The sequence below is a fragment of the Streptomyces sp. NPDC001351 genome (assembly GCF_042896045.1).
Lineage (GTDB): Bacteria > Actinomycetota > Actinomycetes > Streptomycetales > Streptomycetaceae > Streptomyces.
On the sequence record NZ_JBIAWS010000009.1, the window covers coordinates 269,361 to 286,263 of the forward strand.

The 16,903-nt window shown below is 71.5% G+C and carries 16 protein-coding genes and 1 riboswitch; of the genes, 13 read left to right on the forward strand and 3 right to left on the reverse strand.

Annotation, left to right across the window (positions count from 1 at the left end):
• Window positions 1-174 precede the first annotated feature (174 nt).
• The 9 genes from ACFY1U_RS31830 to ACFY1U_RS31870 all read left to right on the forward strand — a co-directional run bounded on the left by ACFY1U_RS31830 (window position 175) and on the right by ACFY1U_RS31870 (window position 11,207).
• The gene (locus ACFY1U_RS31830) at window positions 175-1,167 is read left to right on the forward strand and encodes a FecCD family ABC transporter permease (RefSeq protein ID WP_390697771.1); all 993 of its coding nucleotides are present in this window, start codon (window positions 175-177) and stop codon (window positions 1,165-1,167) included.
• Window positions 1,164-2,213: a FecCD family ABC transporter permease gene (locus tag ACFY1U_RS31835; protein WP_390697585.1), complete on the forward strand. Its 1,050-nt coding sequence runs from the start codon at window positions 1,164-1,166 to the stop codon at window positions 2,211-2,213. The genes ACFY1U_RS31830 and ACFY1U_RS31835 overlap by 4 nt, the downstream gene beginning before the upstream one ends.
• Window positions 2,210-3,019, forward strand: a complete 810-nt coding sequence (locus ACFY1U_RS31840) for an ABC transporter ATP-binding protein (RefSeq protein WP_390697586.1) — start codon at window positions 2,210-2,212, stop codon at window positions 3,017-3,019. The genes ACFY1U_RS31835 and ACFY1U_RS31840 overlap by 4 nt, the downstream gene beginning before the upstream one ends.
• A gap of 34 nt (window positions 3,020-3,053) precedes the next feature.
• Window positions 3,054-4,073 (forward strand): ABC transporter substrate-binding protein, encoded by a 1,020-nt coding sequence (locus tag ACFY1U_RS31845; RefSeq protein ID WP_390697587.1) that lies wholly within the window; start codon window positions 3,054-3,056, stop codon window positions 4,071-4,073.
• Between the two features lie 82 nt (window positions 4,074-4,155).
• Window positions 4,156-5,331 carry an acetyl-CoA carboxylase biotin carboxylase subunit family protein gene (locus ACFY1U_RS31850; protein ID WP_390697588.1) on the forward strand — a complete coding sequence of 392 codons (1,176 nt, stop codon included), beginning with the start codon at window positions 4,156-4,158 and terminating at the stop codon, window positions 5,329-5,331.
• Window positions 5,328-7,031, forward strand: a complete 1,704-nt coding sequence (locus tag ACFY1U_RS31855) for an IucA/IucC family protein (RefSeq protein ID WP_390697589.1) — start codon at window positions 5,328-5,330, stop codon at window positions 7,029-7,031. The genes ACFY1U_RS31850 and ACFY1U_RS31855 overlap by 4 nt, the downstream gene beginning before the upstream one ends.
• Window positions 7,028-8,230, forward strand: coding sequence for an MFS transporter (locus tag ACFY1U_RS31860; RefSeq protein WP_390697590.1), 1,203 nt, complete (start codon window positions 7,028-7,030; stop codon window positions 8,228-8,230). The genes ACFY1U_RS31855 and ACFY1U_RS31860 overlap by 4 nt, the downstream gene beginning before the upstream one ends.
• Window positions 8,230-10,002: an IucA/IucC family protein gene (locus ACFY1U_RS31865; RefSeq protein WP_390697591.1), complete on the forward strand. Its 1,773-nt coding sequence runs from the start codon at window positions 8,230-8,232 to the stop codon at window positions 10,000-10,002. Before ACFY1U_RS31860 ends, ACFY1U_RS31865 begins: the two co-directional genes overlap by 1 nt.
• Entirely contained in the window at window positions 9,999-11,207 is a 1,209-nt protein-coding gene (locus ACFY1U_RS31870) for a type III PLP-dependent enzyme (RefSeq protein WP_390697592.1), read from the forward strand. The genes ACFY1U_RS31865 and ACFY1U_RS31870 overlap by 4 nt, the downstream gene beginning before the upstream one ends.
• Before the next feature lie 84 nt (window positions 11,208-11,291).
• On the opposite strand, the gene ACFY1U_RS31875 is transcribed toward ACFY1U_RS31870, so the two are convergent.
• On the reverse strand, window positions 11,292-11,585 hold the full coding sequence (locus tag ACFY1U_RS31875; protein ID WP_344401393.1) for a hypothetical protein: 294 nt from the start codon (window positions 11,583-11,585) through the stop codon (window positions 11,292-11,294).
• Window positions 11,586-11,757: 172 nt separating this feature from the next.
• On the opposite strand from ACFY1U_RS31875, the gene ACFY1U_RS31880 reads away from it, so the two are divergent.
• Window positions 11,758-12,123, forward strand: coding sequence for a nuclear transport factor 2 family protein (locus tag ACFY1U_RS31880; RefSeq protein WP_390697593.1), 366 nt, complete (start codon window positions 11,758-11,760; stop codon window positions 12,121-12,123).
• A gap of 244 nt (window positions 12,124-12,367) precedes the next feature.
• Window positions 12,368-12,451, forward strand: a riboswitch (ZMP/ZTP riboswitch).
• A 23-nt stretch (window positions 12,452-12,474) separates the two neighbouring features.
• The gene (locus ACFY1U_RS31885) at window positions 12,475-13,323 is read left to right on the forward strand and encodes a bifunctional 5,10-methylenetetrahydrofolate dehydrogenase/5,10-methenyltetrahydrofolate cyclohydrolase (RefSeq protein WP_390697594.1); all 849 of its coding nucleotides are present in this window, start codon (window positions 12,475-12,477) and stop codon (window positions 13,321-13,323) included.
• On the opposite strand, the gene ACFY1U_RS31890 is transcribed toward ACFY1U_RS31885, so the two are convergent.
• Entirely contained in the window at window positions 13,324-14,298 is a 975-nt protein-coding gene (locus tag ACFY1U_RS31890) for a CU044_5270 family protein (protein ID WP_390697595.1), read from the reverse strand.
• A complete protein-coding gene (locus ACFY1U_RS31895) occupies window positions 14,291-14,851 on the reverse strand; it encodes an RNA polymerase sigma factor (protein ID WP_390697596.1) in 561 nt (186 codons plus the stop codon). Before ACFY1U_RS31895 ends, ACFY1U_RS31890 begins: the two co-directional genes overlap by 8 nt.
• A 105-nt stretch (window positions 14,852-14,956) precedes the next feature.
• Between ACFY1U_RS31895 and ctaD the strand changes: the two genes are divergently transcribed.
• Both ctaD and ACFY1U_RS31905 read left to right on the forward strand, forming a co-directional pair.
• Window positions 14,957-16,564: a cytochrome c oxidase subunit I gene (gene ctaD, locus ACFY1U_RS31900; protein WP_390697597.1), complete on the forward strand. Its 1,608-nt coding sequence runs from the start codon at window positions 14,957-14,959 to the stop codon at window positions 16,562-16,564.
• Entirely contained in the window at window positions 16,561-16,896 is a 336-nt protein-coding gene (locus ACFY1U_RS31905; RefSeq protein WP_390697598.1) for a hypothetical protein, read from the forward strand. The genes ctaD and ACFY1U_RS31905 overlap by 4 nt, the downstream gene beginning before the upstream one ends.
• The last annotated feature ends 7 nt before the right edge of the window (window positions 16,897-16,903 follow it).

Below are 16,903 nucleotides of genomic sequence, written 5' to 3' on the forward strand. Positions count from 1 at the left end.
GAAGGTAAGGCTCACCTTACTTCACAGCGAGGCAGGAGTGATCAGCAGGGCTTTCGCAAGTCCCGATCATGGAACCCCCACGTCAGCGTCACTTCACAGCCGATTGAAAAGTAAAGGAAGGCTAGCCTAAGCTCACGCCTTGTGACTGCGACCCAACGGGGCGCACCTGTCGGTGTGCCCTTCCATGCCCTCAGACACCTCCCCCTGTTCCTCGCCGGACTGGGCGCCCTGGTGCTCTGCACCGCGCTGAGCCTCGCGCTCGGCGCCCGGTCGGTGCCCCTGTCCACGGTGGCCGACGCGCTGTTCGGCCACGCCCAGGGCCGGGAGGCGCTCGTGGTCACCGGGCTGCGGCTGCCGCGTACCGTCATCGGTCTCGCGGTGGGCGCCGCGCTCGGGGTCGCCGGGGCCGTCGCGCAGGGCATCACGCGCAATCCGCTCGCGTCGCCGACCACCCTCGGCATCAACGCGGGCGCCGGTTTCGCGGTCGTCGTCGCGATCTTCGCGCTGAAGCTCAACGACCCCGTGCAGTACGTGTGGTTCGCGTTCGCCGGGGCCGCGGGCGCCGCCCTGTTCGCCCAGGCGCTGGCCCGCCGCGCCGGGGACATCGATCCCGTACGGCTCGCCCTCGGCGGCACGGTGCTCCAACTGGTGCTGCTGTCCTGGACGTCGGCGGTGATGCTGCTGAACCAGCGCACCCTCGACGAGGCCCGCTTCTGGCTGGCCGGATCCCTCTCCGGCAGGCCCCTCGCCGTGCTGTGGCCGGTGCTGCCGACCCTGCTGCTCGGCCTGGTGCTCGCCCTCGCCGTGTCACCCGCCCTCAACGCCCTTGCCCTGGGCGACGACTCGGCCCAGGCGCTCGGGGTACCGGTGGCCCGCATCCGGCTGGCGGGCGGCATCGCGGTGGTCCTGCTCGCCGGATCGGCGGTCGCCCTGGCCGGGCCGGTCGCCTTCATCGGCCTCGCCGCGCCTCATCTCGTACGTCCCCTGCTCGGCTCCGACCACCGGCTGCTGGTGCCCGGCTGTCTGATCGCAGGGCCGCTGCTGCTGCTCGCGGCCGATGTCCTCGGCCGGATGGTGATCCGCCCCTCGGAGCTGGAGGTCGGCATAGTGACGGCCTTCCTGGGCGCGCCCCTGCTGGCGCTGCTGGCCCGGAGGGTGGCCCGATGACCGTCACCGTCGCCGCCGTTCGTACGAAGTCCGCCTCCCGGGCCCGGGTGCGACGCCGTGTGTTGCTGTTCGCCGCCGGCGGCATCCTCGCACTGTTCGTCCTGCTCACCGTCTCCCTGACGACCGGTGAGATGCCCATGCCCGCGGGCACGGCGCTGCGGGCGCTGGTCGGGCTCGGGGATTCCGGGGACGTGCTGGTGGTGCAGCAGTTCCGGGCGCCCAGGGCGGTGGCGGCGGTCGTCGCCGGTGCCGGTCTGGGAGCGGCGGGCTGCGTGCTGCAGCGGCTGTTCCGCAACCCCCTGGCCTCTCCTGATGTCATGGGCGTGACAGGCGGGGCCTCGCTGGGAGCGGTGGCGCTGATCGCCGCCGGGGCCTCGCAGACGCTGATCCCGGTCGGCGCGCTGGGCGGCGGCCTGCTCGCGGCGCTGCTGCTGGGCGTGTTCGCCTGGCGGTCCGGGCTCGCCGTCACCCGGCTGGTGCTCACCGGGCTCGCCGTGCAGGCGGGGCTGGCCGCCGCCGTCAACCTGATGATCGTGCGCTTCCCGGCGGAGCTCGCCGGATCGGCCCTGCAGTGGACCACGGGCTCGGTGTACGGGCGGACGTGGCCGGAGGTGTGGGGAGCTGCCGGCGCCATGGTGCTCGCGCTCGCCGCCGCCCTCGTACTGCACCGGCGGCTGGCCCTGCTCGACCTCGGGGACGAGTCGGCCGGGGCCCTGGGCCTCGGAACGTCCGCCGCCCGCCTCCAACTTCTTTTCGTCGCCGTGGCGTTGGCGTCCCTCGCGGCCGCGCTCGCCGGTCCGGTGACCTTCGTCGCGCTCGCCGTACCGCACCTCGTGCGCCTGGTCACCGGTCCGCCGACGGCCGCGTCCCTGGGGCTGGCCGGTCTCACCGGAGCGGTGCTGCTGCTCGCCGCCGACCTGGTGGTGCAGCACCTGCTGCCGATCGAGGGGCTGCCGGTCGGGGCGGTCACCGCCACGCTGGGCGCGCCCTGGCTGCTGGTGCTGATGTTCCGGCAGAGCTCACCCGTGCAGAGGAGCCACGCATGACCAACCAGTTGCAGACCCAGGGCCTCGATCTGCGCTACGGCGACCGGCTCGTCGTCGGCGGGCTCGATCTGACGCTGCCGGGCGGCGCCGTCACCGCGATCGTCGGTCCCAACGCCTGTGGGAAGTCGACCCTGTTGCGGGGGCTGAGCCGGCTGCTCGCCCCGTCCGCGGGCACGGTCACGCTGGACGGCGCGGACATCCACCGTATGCCGGCGCGGACGCTCGCCCGCCGGATGGGACTGCTGCCCCAGCAGCCGGTCACCCCCGAGGCGATCACCGTCGAGGCGCTCGTACGCCTGGGCCGGTATCCGCATCAGCGGCTGCTGAGTCCCTGGTCGGCGGCGGACCAGCGGGCGGTGGACGAGGCACTGGAGCGCACCGGCACCGCGTCCCTGCGCGACCAGCCCGTCGACCGGCTCTCCGGCGGCCAGCGGCAACGCGCCTGGATCGCCCTGGCGTTGGCGCAGGACACCGAGCTGCTGCTGCTCGACGAGCCGACCACCTTCCTCGACCTGCGGCACCAGCTCGACGTCCTCGACCTGGTGGCCGCCCTGCACGCCGAGGCGGGCCGCACCGTGGTGATGGTGCTGCACGACCTCGGACAGGCCGCCCGCTACGCGGACCACATGGTGGTCCTCAAGGAGGGCCGCCTCGCCGCCGCCGGCACCCCGGCCGACGTCCTCGACGCGGATCTGGTCAGGTCCGTGTTCGACGTGGACTGCCGGGTGATCCCCGACCCGGAGACCGGCACTCCGCTGGTCGTCCCGAAAAGCAGCGCGGTCCGGCAACCGGCCGCATCCGCCTGACCCACGACTCCCCTACCAGAAGGACCCACCCCCCATGTTCAAGCGCTCTCCCCTGCGCGGAACCGACCGGCTGATCGCCGCGCTGCTCTCCGTCGTGCTCGGTACGGCCGTACTGGCCGCCTGCGGCAGCGAGAAGACCGACGCGGCCGACACCGCCAAGGCCTCCGGCGTGGCCTCGGCCGGCTTCCCGCGCACCCTGAAGACGGTGATGGGCGACGTCAAGATCCCCTCGCAGCCCAAGCGGGTCGTGGTGCTCGACACCGGTGAGCTGGACGACGTCACGCTGCTCGGCATCGACCCGGTCGGCGCGGTCGCCCCGCACTTCAAGAGCGAGGGCGGCTTCCCGACGTATCTGAGGGGCGAGCTGAGCGGCACCGCCGACGTCGGCCCGCTCCTGGAGCCCGACCTCGAGAAGATCGCCTCGCTGAAGCCGGATCTGATCCTGTCGTCGAAGGTCCGGCACGAGAAGATCTACGACAAGCTGAGCGCCATCGCCCCGACCGTCTTCACTCAGACCACCGGCGGTGTCTGGAAGCAGAACCTCAAGGTGCACGCCGAGGCGCTCGGCCTGGAGAAGGAGGCCGCCGCGCAGCTGAAGGAGTACGAGACACAGGCCAAGGCGCTGGGTGAGGCCATCAGGAAGAAGAACGGCGGCACCATGCCGACGGCGTCCGTGGTCCGCTTCATCGCCGGTCCGACCCGCCTGTACCAGACCAACTCCTACAGCGGTGTCGTGCTGAACGACATCGGCTTCAAGCGGCCCAGGTCCCAGGTGTCGAACGACCCCGCCGTCACCATGAAGGACGTCAGCCCGGAGGAGATCGACCAGGCCGACGCCGACCTGGTCTTCGTGACCACCGCCGACACCCCGGACAAGACCCAGGAGAAGCAGGTCACCTCCAACCCGGTCTGGAAGTCCCTCAAGGCCGTCAAGGACGGCAAGGTCTTCACCGTCCCGGACGAGACGTGGATGTCCGGCATCGGTGTCCAGGCCGCGGAGCAGATGCTGAAGGACGTGGCGAAGGCCACCGGTGTGGAGCTCCCGAAGAAGTAACTCCCGCTCTTTCGGGGCGGGTCGCAGCAGCGCCGCGTCCCGCCCCAACCCCCCACCCACCAGCGGAAGTTGTTCATCAGCCATGCGCCTGTATCTGCTCGCCCTCAATCCGACCGACTCCGTCTCCGAGGGCTTCCTGCCGGCCGCCGCCCGGCTGGGCCTGGACGTCACCGTCCTCACCGACCAGCCCGAGGCCCACCGACGCACCCACCCGGACACCGAGGTCCTGGAGTGCGACGTCCGTGACCACCGGGCGGTCATCACCCGGATCTCGACGCACCACCGCCCCGGCGCCGTCTTCACCAACAGCGACCACCTCCAGGGCCAGGCCGCCCTGGCCGCCGCCTACTTCCGCCTGCCCGCCAAGGACTGGCGCGCCGCTCTCGCCACCAAGGACAAGGCGGAGATGCGGCGCCGGCTCGCCGCCGCCGGCGTGGACACGGTGTGGTCGGCCGAGCTCACCGAGCCGGTCGCGCCCCACGACGCGCCGTATCCGTGCGTGCTCAAGCCCCGCGAGGGCGTGGCCAGCGAGGACGTCGTCCTGGTCGAGGACGCCGAGCAACTGACCACGCACGCCAAGGACATCCTTGAGCGCCGCCCCCGTGCGGTCCTGCTCGTGGAGGAGTTCCTCCAGGGCGAGCTGTACACCCTGGAGACGCTCGGTGACGGACACGTCCGCCATGTGCTGGGCGGCTTCCACACCGAACTGTCGCCCCCGCCGTACTTCATCGAGGAGCGCCTCACCTTCGTACCGGCCCATCCAGAGCCGGTCGTCGCGCAGGTGCTCGCCCAACTGGACGCGCTGGGTGTCGGGTTCGGCGCCTGTCACACCGAGTTCGTGGTGCACGCGGGGCGGGCCAGGATCATCGAGGTCAACTACCGTGCCATCGGCGACCAGTGCGATCTGCTGCTGGCCCGGTTGCTGGACATACCGCTCTTCGAGCTGATCCTCCACGCCCATCTGGGCGAGCGTCTCCCCGCCGACCTGGGAGCCCGCCGCAACGGCGCCGCCCGCCTGGACTACCCGTGCGCCGACCGCGCCGGAACCCTGACCGAGGCTCCCGCAGCGCAGGAACTGACCGTCGACGGCGTTCATCTGACGTATCGTCCGCTGCGATCGGTGGGCGAGCGGCACGAGCTGTACCGCACCAACCGTGACTACCTCGGTGTCCTGCGGGCCGTCGGCACCGACCAGGCGACGGTTGACCGGGTGTCGGTCGACTTCCTGGCCGCACAGCGCTGGGAGATCCAGCCGTGACCGCGCCGACCGTGAGGGACACCTGCGAGGCGGAGCTGCTCACCCGCGTGCTCAGCGCCCTGCTGCGGGAGGACGTGGTCGGGCTGCGCAGCCGCAGCACACTCGCGCACCGCCCGGACGGCGACTGGCTGCGGCTGCCCACCACCGAGGACGCCCTGCTGCTGCCCGTCGTCGAGGACGGCTACCAGTGCGAGCACCGCGCCCGGCTGCCCCTGCTCGTACGGGAGTCGAACGGCTCCGAGCTGACCTCGTACGAGACCGTGCTCGGTGCGCTGTGTGAGCTCGCCGAGCCCGTGGACCGCGCCGGCTTCGAGGCGTTCACCGAGGAGTGCCGTCAGACGCTGGACACGATGCGACTGCACGCGCGGACGCGGGAGGAGGTCGGCCAGCGGCTCCTCGACCGGTACGGGCACGATCCGGCCCGGTGGACGGGTCTGGCGTACGACACGCTGGCAGCACGAATCGACCATCCCGTCTATCCGACCGCGCGCGGCCGCGCAGGCTTGTCGGAGGAGCAACTTCGGGCGTACGCACCGGAGTTCCACCCCCGTTTCGCCCTGCGCTGGCTCGCTGTGCCGCGTGAGACGGTGACCCTGACCGGCGCGCTCCCGGAGCTGTGGCCCTCGCCGGCGCGGCTCGGTCTGCCCGAGGTGGAGCGGACCCATGTGGCGCTGCCCGTCCACCCGTTGACCATCGGCGCGCCGCTCGACGAGGCACTGTCGACCACCGGCCTCGCCGGTCGTGTCCTGCTCGCCGAGCAGGCCCACCTCGAAGTCGTGCCGACGCTCTCGATGCGCACGGTCGCGGTGGCCGCGGATCCGTCCCTGCACCTCAAACTCCCCCTGGCCACGGCCACCTTGGGCCTGCGCAACAAGCGCTCCATCAAGCCCGGCACGCTCGTCGACGGCGCGGCGGGGCAGCGGCTGGTGGAGGCGGTGATCGCGCGCGAACCCCGCTTCCGGGGCACGATCCTGCACGCCGACGAGACCACGTACGCGCACGCGGGCCATGAACTCCTCGCAGTCCTGTGCCGCCGCTTCCCGGCCGGTTCCGAGGAGTCCGTCGTCGTTCCCCTGGCGGCGCTCCTCGCCGAGGCGCCCGGCGGGCGACTGGTCCTCGACCACCTGGCCGACCGCTTCTACGGCGGCGATCCACTGGCCCTGCTGGACGCCTGCCTGTCCTTGCTGTTCGACTGGCAGACCACCCTGTTCGGCTACGGCATCGCGCTGGAGTCGCACCAGCAGAACGTCTCGCTGGTGCTGGCGCCGGGCAGGGTGCGGCTGCTGTTCAAGGACAACGACGGGCCCCGCATCAACGCCTCGCGACTGGCGGACGTGCTGCCCGGGCCGTGGGGCTTCGACGACCCGCGGACCCTCACCGCCGGGGACGGACCGGTGGCCGACGTGTTCGCCACCATCACGGTCCATCTGTGTGCGGGGGCCTACGCATTCGGGCTCGCCGGGCAGCGGAAGGCACTGCTGGGGATCGTCCGCGACCGGCTGGCGGAGGCCGTCGAGCGGCTCGGTGGTGACGCGGGCGCGGTCCTGCGGGCGCATGTCCTCGATGCGCCGCGGCTGCCGGTCAAGGCCATGGTCACGGCCGGCACCCTGCTCAGCAAGGAGCGCTCGGGCGCCGCGGACGTCAACAAGTACTACACGAGCGGCCCCAACTACCTGCTGCCCGAGGGGGGTTCCGTATGAGCGCCGAGACTCTGCGGATGCCGGGTACGGCGTTCACCCGCGGTCATGTGCACGCGGTCGCGGGCTGCTACTTCGTGGCGTCGTTCGCGGCGCTCGGGCTGCCGCCGTATCTCACCGAGATCCTCCCGGAGCTGGGTGACCGCCACGCCCGCTGGGCGGGCGTGCTGTACGTCGTCCCGACCGTGTTCGGCGCGCTGGGCGCCCCGCTGTGGGGACGGCTCGCCGACCGCTACGGCCGTAAACGGCTGCTGCTGCGCGCCCAGTTGGGGCTGGCCCTCGCTTTCCTGCTCGCGGGCTGGGCGGACTCCCTGGCCACGTTCACGGTGGCGCTGGTACTGCAGGGCATTCTGGGCGGTACGTTCGCCGCCTCGAACGGGTACCTGGGCGCCGCGTTGGAGGGGCCCGCCCTGTCCAAGGCGCTCACCTTGATGCAGGGCAGCGCGCGGGCCGCGCTGGTCGTGGCCCCGATCGTGGTCGGCTCGCTGTCGGGCCGGCTCTCACCGCACCGCCAGTACGCCCTGCTCGCCGTACTGCCGCTGGCGGCCGCTCTGTTGCTGGCGGCGCTGCCCGAACCGGAGCCTGCCGCCCAGGAGTCGGAGTACGCCCCCGAGACGCCTGCCGCGCTCCAGCCGCCCGTGATCTCGCTCAAGGCCCTGTATGCCTTGGAGTTCGCCTTCGTCTTCTCCACGGTCATCTCCTTCCCCTATCTGATCGCCCTGGTCGACGACCGCCTGCCGGGCACCTCGCCGACCCTCTCCGGTGTGCTGTTCGCCCTCCCCCACCTGTGCTACCTGGTCTCGGCACTGGCCGTGCACTCCGCCTTCCACAGCCGTCCCCGCACCGGGATCGCGCTCGGCTTCGCCTGTATCGCACTCGGGCTCGCCGGGCACGGAGTCGCCGGCGACCTGCCCACCCTGATCGCCGTACGGCTGCTGCTGGGCGCGGGCCTCACCCTCGGCCTGGTGTGCCTGTCGGTGCTGGCCGCCGACTGCGCCAAGGGCCGCGCCCCGGGCGGGATGTTCGGCTCGCTGGAGTTCTTCTCCAAGGCCGGCGCGGTCGCCGCCGGAGTGGCCGCGGCGGCGGGCAGCGCCCGCTTCGGCCCGGCCGCACCCGTGCTGACCGGCAGCGCGGCCGCCGCCGTCACCGTACTGGTCACTGTCCTCCCTCCGCTGACCCTCCGCACCCGCAGGAGCCGCTGATGCCCTCGCTGATCCGTCCCCAGACCTCGTCCGGGGGGACCGCGGTCTCGCCCTGCCCGCCCGCCACCGCAGCCGCGCCCGCCGGGCTCCCCTCCGCCGACGACGCCGTGGCCCACACGCTCCTCAACTGCCTGCTGCGCGAGGTGTCGGGCCCCGAGCACCAGTCGGTCGTCGCCGACGGCCGGCTGCTGCTGCGGCTGCCCCGCCGCGGAGTGCTGCTGCGGGTCGCGCTGCGCCGCACCTCGCTGCTGGGCGCACACCGCTTCACCGGCCCCGTGAGCGAACAGGGCGAGGACGGCTGGTCGGAGGTGGACTGGCGGCGCCTGGCCGAGTACACGCACGACGAGCTGTCACTGCGCACCGGCGTGCGCAACGAGGAGTTCCTCGATCAGATCGCCTCCAGCCACGACGCCATCACCACCGCACTCGCCGCCACGCGCCCGGCCCGCCTCCCCGACGACCGGCTCTCCGCCTATCTGGCCTCCGAGCAGTCCCTGCTGTTCGGGCACCGCTTCCACCCCACACCCAAGGCCCGCACCGGCGACCCGCGTGCCTGGTCCGCGTACGCGCCCGAGGTCGGAGCCTCCTTCCCGCTGCGGCATCTCGCCGTCCGCGCCCATCTGATCGCCGAGGAGTCCGCGGACCCGTCGGCGACCGCCCCGCTGGACGGACTGCGCACGGACGTCCCCGAGGGCTACCGGCTGCTGCCCGCCCACCCCTGGCAGTACGAGACGCTCCGGGCCCACCCGGCCCTGCGGGCCGCCCTCGACCGCGGTGACATCCTCGACCTGGGCCCGGGCGGACACCCCTTCGCGGCCACCGCGTCGGTGCGCACCCTCTACGACGGGGAGACGTTCCTCAAGTTCAGCCTGAACGTCCGGATCACCAACTGCCTGCGCAAGAACAGCAGTTACGAGCTGTCCGGCGCCGTCGCCCTGACCCGGCTGCTGGCCCCGGCACTCGCCGACCTGGCCGGCCGCTTCCCCGGCAGCGCCGTGCTGCGCGAGCCGGCCTACCGCACGCTGGCCCTGCCCGGCCCGGACGGCACCCCCGACCGCGACCTGTTCGAGGGCTTCGGCGTCATCGTCCGCGAGGGCCTGCCGCGCCGCCTCGCCCCGGGCACTGTTCCCCTGCTCGCGGCGGCCGTCGCCGACGAGCATCCGACCGGCGCCGCCCACATCTCACGCCTTCTCGACGGAGCGGACGTACGCACCACCCTCGCCTGGTGGTCGACGTATCTCGACCTGCTCGTCCCGCCCGTCCTGGCCGCCTACTTCGACCACGGCCTGGTCCTGGAACCCCACCTGCAGAACGTCCTGGTGTGTGTCGGCGCCGACGGCATGCCCGCCCAGGTCCTCTTCCGCGACCTGGAGGGCGCCAAGCTCGTCCCCGAGCACCACGCCGGGACGCTGGCCGCGCTGCCGCCCGATGTCGCGGGCCCGATGACGTACGACGCGCAGCGCGGCTGGGACCGGGTCGTCTACTGCCTGCTCGTCAATCACATCGCCGAGCTGCTCGCCGCCCTCGCCGACCTGCACCCGCAGGCGGAGGCGGCCCTGTGGGCCCGGGTGCGCGCCACACTCCAGGCGTACGCCGACGGCCATGGCTGTCCGCCGAGGCTCGCCGCCCTGCTCGCCGGGGTGCCGCTGCCCGCCAAGGCCAATCTGCTCACCCGCTGGGAGCGCAAGGCGGACCGGGACGCCGGGTATGTCCGGCTGCCGTCCCCGCTCGCCGAGGACATCCTGCGGGACACCTCCGGGAGCGCCCGATGACCGACCCGACGCCTGCGGTCCGCGACCGCGTCCTGTCCCTGCCCGCCACCGAACTGCCCGCGTACGTCTACGACTTGGCGGCGCTGCGTGCCCATGCCGCCGCGGTGCGGGCCGCACTGCCCGAGCGGGTCGAGGTCTACTACGCCGCCAAGGCCAACCCGGAGCCGGAGATCCTCGGCGCGCTCGGCCCGTACGTGGACGGCTACGAGGTCTCCTCGGGCGGTGAACTCGCCCATGTGGCCGAGGCGGTGCCGGACCGGCCGCTCGCCTTCGGTGGTCCCGGCAAGACGCCGGACGAGGTGCGGGCCGCGCTGGAGCTCGGCGTCGAGCGATTCCATGTGGAGAGCGAGTACGAGCTGCGCATGCTGGCCGAGCTGGCGCGGACGTCCGCACCGGGACGACGGGTGGCGGTTCTGGTCCGAGTCAATCTTCCGGTCGCGGACGGGGCGCTTGCGGGCAGCTCACTGGCGATGGGGGGCCGTCCGACGCCTTTCGGTCTGGACCCGGCGCAGGCCGTCGGCATCGCCCGGGCGCTGGCCGACGGCATGTATCCGCACCTTGAACTACGGGGTGTTCACGCGCACCTGGCCAGTGGCCTGGAGGCGGCGGAACACCTGGCGGTGGCCGAATCCGTGGTGTCCTGGGCGAGGGGCCTCGGTGTACCGCTCGCCGAGGTCAACGTCGGCGGCGGCATGACCGTCGACTACACCGATCCGGAGCGCCGCTTCGACTGGGCCGCGTACGGCAGCGGGCTCGCCCGTCTCACCGAAGCGCACCCGGAGCTGACCCTGCGCATCGAACCGGGGCGGGCGCTGACGGCGTACTGCGGCTGGTACGCCACCGAGGTGCTGGACGTGAAGCGCAGCCACGGCGAGGAGTTCGCGGTGGTCCGTGGCGGCACCCATCATCTGCGGACTCCGGCGACGAAGGGGCACGACCAGCCCTGTTCCGTGCTGAAGGTGGACGCCTGGCCGCACCCGTGGCCGCGGTCGGCCGCCGAAGGCGACCGGGTCACTCTGGCGGGGCAGCTGTGCACGCCGAAGGACGTCCTGGCCCGCCGGGTGCCCGCGCCGGGGCTCAGGGCCGGCGACCGGGTGGTGTTCTCACTCGCGGGCGCCTACGCCTGGAACATCTCCCACCACGACTTCCTGATGCACCCCCGGCCCGGTTTCCACTTCCTTCACCCTTCAACCGCAGGGCTGTGATCAGGCCACCGGCACAGCGAAAGGGCCGCCCAAAGAGGGGCGGCCCTTTCGCTGTGCGCGGACGTTCGATGCGGCGTCGGTGTGTTACAAGGCCCCCGGGAACCCGCTTGCGGCTCCCATGCGGGCGACCCGGTCCAGCTGCTCGAGGTTGTTGAGGCGGTTCAGATGCTGCAGCTGCTCGGACGGGCGCGGCACCTCGGCCCTGCGCTCCGCCGGGATGCCGCTCTGGGCGAGCGAGTCGAGCGTGGAGATCGGGTTGAGCTCGCTCGCGTCCTTGTTCTGGATGGTCGCGTCGGACGCACAGGCAAGCGGCGCGGCAAGGGCGGTGATTCCTGCGGCGAGACCAACGGCGGCGACGATACGTCGTGTTGAGATCATGCTTCGCACAACGTCAGCGGGCCTGCGGCGGTCACGGCCGCGCCACGCCACTCACCCGTCAGGGGCAGTGCTCCGGCTGCGCTTGCCGAGGCTGCCACGGCGGAGGAGCCTCAAAGGAGAGGTCCTGCGCGGCCCGCACCTCCTCGGGTCGCGGCCCTCGAAGGAGGTCATCATGGGCACCACGGCAACTCCCGGCTTCAACGCGGACACCCTGCGCAAGGGGATCGAAGGACACACTGCGGCGGATCTTCTGTCGCTCTACGCGGACGACGCGCAGATACGCATCGTGGACCGCAACACCCAGCCCAGCCAGCCCAAGGTTCTACGCGGTCGCCAGGAGATCGGCGCGATGTTCGAGGACATCTACAGCCGTGACATGACGCACAAAGTGGACCAGTGCATCATTCAGGGCGACCACGCCGCCTACAGCCAGTCCTGCCAGTACGCGGACGGGACGCGTGTCCTGGCGGAGTCGATGATCACATTGCGCGACGGCAAGATCGCCGAAGAGGTCCTGATCCAGGCATGGGACGAGTAGGCGGCAGAACCGCGAGGGTCCAGGTCACCTCCCGCTTGACCTGGACCTTCTCGGCCCGTGCGGCGTTCGGGCGGATACGTCCGGCCCGGCCTCGGGCGAGGACGGCAGAACGGCTGGCGTCGGTGGCCCTGCTGCGGTCGGTGCTGAGAGCGAGGCGGTCCCGCCGGCTTCCCGCTGCGCGCAGACGCCGTGTCCTGCACCGGTGAGAGCGGCCCCTGACTGCCGTAGCGGCTCGGCTAGTCTGAGGGCGGGCCGTGACTGGCGCTGAGGTGGAGCACCACCGGGGAGCGGCCACGCAGAGCCGATGCCGTGCGCCTGGGCGATATCGTCACACCAGCCCAGGAGTGGATCATGCCCCAGGCCCGGCTCATCGACGGCACCTCCCTCGCCCGGCGCATCGTCGAGGAGACCGCCAAGCGGGCGGCCGACCTCACCGAACGGACCGGAACGGCGCCCTGTCTGGCCACGGTTCTGGTCGGCGAGGACCCCGCCTCCGTCACCTACGTCCGGATGAAGCGGAACCGCTGCCGCACGGCCGGTATCGAGTCGCGCCAGGTGGAGCTTCCCGCCGCCACGACCACCGAGGAACTCGTCGGCGCCCTGCACGCCCTGTCGGACGACCCCGGTGTGCACGGCATTCTGCTGCAGCACCCGATGGGCGAGCACATCGACGAGCGAGCCGCGTTCGAGGCGATCGCGCCCGAGAAGGACGTCGACGGCGTCACCTTCGCCTCGTTCGCGACGATGAGCTTCGGCCTGCCGGGCTTCGTGTCGTGCACGCCGGGCGGCATCATGCGGCTGCTCGACGAGTACGGCGTCGACCCGTCCGGGAAGCGGGCCGTGGTCGTGGGCCGCAGCGCCATCCTCGGCAAGCCGGTCGGCATGCTGCTGCTCGCCCGCGACGCGACGGTGACGTACTGCCACTCCCGTACCCGGGACCTGTCCTCGGTCGTGCGGGAGGCGGACATCGTGGTCGCCGCCGTGGGGCGGCCGCGGCTGATCCGGGGCGAGGACATCAAGCCCGGCGCCGTCGTGATCGACGCCGGCTACAACCCGGGAAACGTCGGTGACGTCGACTTCGACTCCGCCGTGGAGCGGGCCGGGCTGATCACTCCGGTGCCGGGCGGTGTCGGTCCGATGACGATCGCCACGCTGCTGGAGCAGACCGTGGATGCCGCCGCCCGGCAGCTCGGGGTGTGATCAGCGCATCCAGGCGCTGTAGTCCATGACGTCGCCTGCCTTGACGCCGTACTGCGGCTCCGCCTTGGTGAAGACGGTCTCCAGGCCGAGGACCGCACCGGTGGACGGCTGCATGATCAGCATCACGCGGTAGCCGGCGCCCTGGTACTCGTACGCCTGGCCGCGCCGCCCGAGCCGGTCCGTGACCTGGCCGACCGGCCGCAGCCCTTCGGTGCCCGCGAGAAGCCGGGCGAGCGTCGCGGACTCGCGGGCGCCGAGGGTCCAGTGGTCGAGCAACACCGCGACGCCGTCGAGGAGTTCGGGGGTGGTCAGCTCGGTGTGGGTGGACGTGGCCTCCTGGAGGTAGGCCCGCAGCCGCGCCGTGTCGTTGGGCGGCGGCGACTCGGGCGGCGCGTCGCTCCAGCTCGGCGGATAGGTCTGCCTGCTGATGACATGGCCGTCCTCGACCAGGTGCGGATCGCCGCCGTCGTCACGCAGGACCGGCCGGCCGGGGTGGCGCGGGTCGGTCGCCACCACGAGCTCGGTGTGGCTGTCGTCCGCCTTCCAGCGCACGACGCGCTCCTCCGGGAGCGTCACCGGGGGCTTGTCGTCGCTCATGCCCATGCTCCAGGACTGCACATGCGTGCCCTTGCGCAGCTTCGGCGCACCCTCCGCCGTGACCTGCCGCTGTGCCCGGTCGGCCAGTACCCGAAGGGGTACGGGGGTGGAGTCGGCCTCGACGACGAGCGGGCGGGGCGCGGCGATCGCGGGGGTGGTGCCGGGGCCGCTGAGCAGCAGTGTCAGCGCGGTCGCGGCGACGACGGCGGTGGCGGCGAGGCCCCAGACGAGCCGGGTGCGGCGGCGGCCCGTGGGGCGTTCGTGCAGCAGCCGGCTGAGCCGGCGTTCGGCGTGGTGGTCGAGGGGGCCGTCGCCGTAGTGGGGACCGTCGACCGGCACCGGGTTGGCGCGGCGCAGGAGTTCGAGTTCGTCAGCCATGGCCGTGTTCCTTCGAGGCGGTCGCGTCGGCGGAGGTCACGCTGGGGCGCAAAGGACCCATGCGGTCTATCTCGGCTCTCAGCCGGAGCCGGGCGCGGTGCAGCCGCATCGATGCGGCCCTCGTTCCGCAGCCGAGGGCGACGGCGACCTCGTCGATGCCCAGTTCCTCCCATGCCGTCAGGCGCAGCACCTCCTGGTCGGCCTCGGACAGCCGGGCCAGCGCCTCGTGCACCCAGCCGCCCGGGGTGTCGGCGTCGGGGCTCGCCACGATCTGCCGGCCGTGCGCGGTCTCGTCGTTGCCCAGGCGGTCGACCAGCCGGCGGCGCCGCCCGTAGCCCCGTACCGCGTTCGAAAGGCAGTTGCGGGCCACGCCGTACAGCCAGGGCAGGGGGGATCCCGGCAGGTCGGCCCGGCGTCGCCAGGCGACCGTGAACACCTCCGCCACCACTTCCTCCACCTCGCTGGTCCGCCCGTCCAGTCGCCGCGCGACATAGCGGCTGACCGCCCAGTAGTGCTCGCGATAGGCAGCGGCGAAGATCTCGTCGTTGCTCATGTCCCGTTCGTGTCCGGCACCGTCCGGATCGTCACACCCGTTTCCGTGATTCTCGTCGCGTCACTCGAGTGTGACCGGCGTGCCCGGATCGGACACAGGCGGGGCATGAGGCACCTCAAGTGGCTGACGGCCACTGATCACAAGACGATCGGAACGCTGTATCTGGTCACGTCGTTCGCGTTCTTCCTGATCGGCGGCGTGATGGCGCTGCTGATGCGCGCCGAGTTGGCCCGTCCGGGCCTGCAGATCATGACGAACGAGCAGTTCAACCAGGCGTTCACGATGCACGGCACGATCATGCTGCTGATGTTCGCGACGCCGCTGTTCGCGGGCTTCACCAACTGGATCATGCCGCTGCAGATCGGCGCGCCCGACGTGGCGTTCCCGCGGCTGAACATGTTCGCCTACTGGCTCTACCTGTTCGGCTCGACGATCGCGGTGGGCGGCTTCCTCACCCCGCAGGGTGCGGCCGACTTCGGCTGGTTCGCCTACTCCCCGCTGTCGGACGCGGTCCGCTCGCCGGGTGTCGGCGCCGACCTGTGGATCATGGGTCTGGCCTTCTCCGGCTTCGGCACGATCCTCGGTGCGGTCAACTTCATCACCACCATCATCTGCATGCGCGCGCCGGGCATGACCATGTTCCGTATGCCGATCTTCACGTGGAACGTGCTGCTGACGGGTGTTCTCGTGCTCCTGGCCTTCCCTGTGTTGGCCGCGGCGCTGTTCGCGCTGGAGGCGGACCGCAAGTTCGGTGCGCATGTCTTCGACGCGGCCAATGGCGGCGCCTTGCTGTGGCAACACCTCTTCTGGTTCTTCGGCCATCCGGAGGTGTACATCATCGCGCTGCCGTTCTTCGGCATCATCAGCGAAGTGATCCCGGTGTTCTCGCGCAAGCCGATGTTCGGCTACATGGGCCTGATCGGCGCGACGATCGCCATCGCGGGTCTGTCCGTGACCGTGTGGGCCCACCACATGTATGTCACCGGCGGTGTACTGCTCCCGTTCTTCTCCTTCATGACGTTCCTCATCGCCGTACCGACCGGCGTGAAGTTCTTCAACTGGATCGGAACGATGTGGAAGGGGTCCCTGTCCTTCGAGACCCCGATGCTCTGGGCGACCGGCTTTCTGATCACCTTCGTCTTCGGCGGTCTGACCGGTGTGATGCTCGCCTCGCCGCCGCTGGACTTCCCGACGTCCGACACATACTTCGTCGTCGCCCATTTCCATTACGTCATCTTCGGCACCGTCGTCTTCGCGATGTTCTCCGGATTCCATTTCTGGTGGCCCAAGTTCACCGGCAAGATGCTCGACGAGCGCCTGGGGAAGATCACCTTCTGGACGCTGTTCGTCGGATTCCACGGCACTTTCCTGGTCCAGCACTGGCTGGGGGTGAACGGAATGCAGCGGCGGATTCCGGACTATCTGGCGGTGGAGGGCCTGACGACGCTCAACACGGTGTCGACGATCTTCTCGTTCCTCCTCGGAATGTCCTTCCTGCCGTTCTTCTACAACGTCTGGAAGACCGCGCAGTACGGCGAGAAGGTGGAGGTCGACGACCCGTGGGGCTATGGCCGCTCCCTGGAGTGGGCGACCTCCTGCCCGCCGCCGCGGCACAACTTCACCTCCCTCCCCCGGATCCGCAGCGAATCACCGGCCTTCGACCTGCACCATCTTCAGGATCCTGCGGCGCGGAGGGAGTTGACCGCACCGTGAGCAGTGAGGACGCGCAGGTGCTCCTCAACGAGATCGAGGGGCACCTGCTGATCGCCGCCGCCCGCGAGGAGGGCCGTACGGCCGCCGCACGTTTCAGTGCCCCCTTCGACTGGCTGACGGGGGCTCAGCGGGAGGAGGTGGAGCGCCGGTTCGAGGCGGAGTACCTCGCGGTCGCCCGCACCTCGTGGCAGCAGACCGCGGCGCGCGCCCACGCACTGCGGGAGGAGTACGAGGACGCGTACCGCGACCTGCGGCGCCGCCTGCTGGCCGGCTCGCTGCTGGCGTGCGCCGCGGTCGCGGCGGTCGTCGTCCTGCTGCTGCCGCTCGCCTAGTCCGGGG

Coding starts and splice junctions, on each gene's coding strand:
- ACFY1U_RS31895 (WP_390697596.1), bottom strand. CDS start 14,851: ATGAGCAACGACGAGATCTTCGCCGCTGCCTATCGCGAGCACTACTGG.
- ACFY1U_RS31885 (WP_390697594.1), top strand. CDS start 12,475: ATGCCCCAGGCCCGGCTCATCGACGGCACCTCCCTCGCCCGGCGCATC.
- ACFY1U_RS31865 (WP_390697591.1), top strand. CDS start 8,230: ATGCCCTCGCTGATCCGTCCCCAGACCTCGTCCGGGGGGACCGCGGTC.
- ACFY1U_RS31835 (WP_390697585.1), top strand. CDS start 1,164: ATGACCGTCACCGTCGCCGCCGTTCGTACGAAGTCCGCCTCCCGGGCC.
- ACFY1U_RS31890 (WP_390697595.1), bottom strand. CDS start 14,298: ATGGCTGACGAACTCGAACTCCTGCGCCGCGCCAACCCGGTGCCGGTC.
- ACFY1U_RS31860 (WP_390697590.1), top strand. CDS start 7,028: ATGAGCGCCGAGACTCTGCGGATGCCGGGTACGGCGTTCACCCGCGGT.
- ACFY1U_RS31840 (WP_390697586.1), top strand. CDS start 2,210: ATGACCAACCAGTTGCAGACCCAGGGCCTCGATCTGCGCTACGGCGAC.
- ctaD (WP_390697597.1), top strand. CDS start 14,957: ATGAGGCACCTCAAGTGGCTGACGGCCACTGATCACAAGACGATCGGA.
- ACFY1U_RS31850 (WP_390697588.1), top strand. CDS start 4,156: ATGCGCCTGTATCTGCTCGCCCTCAATCCGACCGACTCCGTCTCCGAG.
- ACFY1U_RS31870 (WP_390697592.1), top strand. CDS start 9,999: ATGACCGACCCGACGCCTGCGGTCCGCGACCGCGTCCTGTCCCTGCCC.
- ACFY1U_RS31845 (WP_390697587.1), top strand. CDS start 3,054: ATGTTCAAGCGCTCTCCCCTGCGCGGAACCGACCGGCTGATCGCCGCG.
- ACFY1U_RS31875 (WP_344401393.1), bottom strand. CDS start 11,585: ATGATCTCAACACGACGTATCGTCGCCGCCGTTGGTCTCGCCGCAGGA.
- ACFY1U_RS31880 (WP_390697593.1), top strand. CDS start 11,758: ATGGGCACCACGGCAACTCCCGGCTTCAACGCGGACACCCTGCGCAAG.